Origin of the sequence: Pontibacterium sp. (assembly GCF_041587635.1) — a bacterium.
Taxonomy (GTDB): Bacteria; Pseudomonadota; Gammaproteobacteria; order Pseudomonadales; family Balneatricaceae; genus Pontibacterium.
In genome coordinates this window covers 1-2,245 of the sequence record NZ_JBFGYC010000618.1, presented here as the reverse complement: position 1 = coordinate 2,245, position 2,245 = coordinate 1, and the positions used below count along the sequence as shown (strand labels likewise).

The following is a 2,245-nucleotide window of genomic DNA, read 5'->3' as shown; positions in this document are numbered from 1 at the left end:
GCAGCGTTTGGCGAGTTATCTGGATGCGGAAGTGTTGCAGGCGGAAGGGCGTAGTTTCCCGGTTGAAGTACGTCATCGCGCGAAAGATCCGCGGGATATGCCGCAAAGCAAAGGGCTGGAACAGCAGATCAAAGCGGCGGTGACGGAGCTGTTTACTCAGCACGAAGGCGATACGTTGGTGTTTTTGCCGGGGCGCAAAGAGATACAACAGTCGATGGCTGCCTTGAAAGCCTTGGATGCGGATCTGATTCCATTGCATGCCAGCGTCAGTCCTGCTGAACAAAAGCGGGCACTCCACACCGGTGCGCGTCGACGGATTATTCTTGCGACGAACGTGGCGGAAACCTCACTTACGATACCGGGTATCACCTTGGTGGTGGACTCGGGGCTTGAGCGTCGCACCCATCAGCGTAACGGGCGCACGGTGTTGGGTTTACATGCGGTGTCCCAGGCCAGTGCGGAACAGCGTCGAGGGCGTGCGGGGCGCTTAACCGCTGGATTATGCGTGCGATTATGGGGAGAGCATGCGCCATTGGAGTTGGTTACACCACCCGAGATCCAGCGAGAAGAGCTGGTCGAAATGATGTTGGCGGCAGCCTGTGCCGGAAATTCATTGGATGAGTTGTCCTTCCCTGACCAGATTCCGGAAAAATCATCCCGGCAGGCGGCTGACAAACTGCTGCAAATGGGCGCGCTGGATGACAGTGGTAGTGTGACGAAGCTCGGGCAAACATTGTTTCCATTGCCGATCGATACACAGTTTTCCCACTTGATCACCTCGATGCCGGATGAGGCGACCCGAGGCGCCATGGTGGATCTGGCTGCATGTTTGACGGCCGGCGGGCGTTGGCTGAACTTGCCCAAAAGTGAGCAGGGGTTGCAGGTATTGCAAGCATGGCAACCGACACCCTGTGATGCGATGACGTTAATCGCAGCGCTGCGCATGAAAGCACCGGAAGAGATAGGTATTGATCGGGCCGGACGACAGGAAGCGCGCCGTTTAGCCCGCCAGATACGTCATGCACTGAGCCTCGCGGATTTACCGGATCAGATCGATTTCGAACGTGAGCACTGGTTGCTGTCAGTGATCAAAGCGCAGCCGACGACAGCCTTTATTCGTCGCGCCAAGCGGCGCACAGCGATGGGGAATGGGTATTCGGAGCTGACGATTGGCGATCAGTGTCGGATGCCCGAGGACTACGAAGCCGCAGTGATGTTTGACGATTACAGTATGCCCGGACGCGGTACGCGACAAACTCTGACCATCGGTACCTGTCTGGCGCCAGTGAAGCTGAAGATGCTGGTGGCCGCTAAGCTGGGTGAATGTACGCAAGGGGAAATTATCTGGAAAGCACGGCAGCTCAGTGTTGAGCAGCAACGTGTTTATGTCGAACGGGTCATCGGCAGTGACGTGCTGATACCTGAAGGAGACGCAGCGCGTCAGGCGTTGGCCGGCTTGATTCTGCGTGGCAGTGTCATGTCTGGTGTCGCCGAGCAACTTCGTAAAGATCTTGCGGCCTGGTCACTGTTTGTTGCGCTGGGAGAGTCAGATGATCCTAAAGCGGTGACACCTGAAGTAGAAGCGTGGTTGATCGATCAGTTGGCACTGCTCGGGGTCGAAACTGCAGAAGATATGTCGCTAATTGACCCGGATGACCTTGTGTTTGACGGTATTCCGCCTTGGCAGCGGGCGGCGTTTGATGAGAAATACCCGGCGCAACTGCTGCTCGGTGATCTACGCTTGAAAGTGCACTACGATGTAAGAAGGAAGCAGGTTACGGTCGAGCGCTTGTCGGGAACGCGTAAAGACGATCCCAAGCGTTGGGAGCTTCCGGTGTGGTCTGGCTGGAGAATTCGTTATAAAAAAGCCAGCCGGATCGTTGATATTCGCTGATCCGCCCCCCCGTCATACATAGAGGTAGATTGATGTATTACTTCGCTTACGGCTCCAATATGTCTCTTAAGCGCCTGCAAGCCAGGGTGCCCAGTGCTATGCCGCTATGTTCGGCTACGTTAACACGTTATCAACTCAGGTTTCATAAGAGCGGCAAGGATCTGTCGGCGGTGTTCCCGCGCACGCTGGTGGTGCTCGAAGAGGGCGCCTCGGCGATCCTCATCGACGAGTATGGCAGCGCCCCCGACGCGGCGGTCAACGGCGCCTCGCCGCGCGTCATCGCCCACGCCGTCACCGAGGGTTACGTTGGCCAGAATGCGCAGCTGCAGTACGTCAACGTGCAGAACTGGG

2 protein-coding genes are annotated in these 2,245 nt (G+C 56.9%); both read left to right on the top strand.

Annotation, left to right across the window (positions count from 1 at the left end; translation table 11 throughout):
- Positions 1 to 1,894, top strand: a 1,894-nt coding sequence (locus tag ABYW01_RS19875; RefSeq protein WP_372836146.1) for a helicase-related protein, incomplete at its 5' end; no start/stop codon positions are given.
- Positions 1,895 to 1,926: 32 nt separating this feature from the next.
- Positions 1,927 to 2,245 (top strand): SufD family Fe-S cluster assembly protein (locus ABYW01_RS19870; RefSeq protein ID WP_372836144.1); only part of this gene is annotated, 319 nt, incomplete at its 3' end.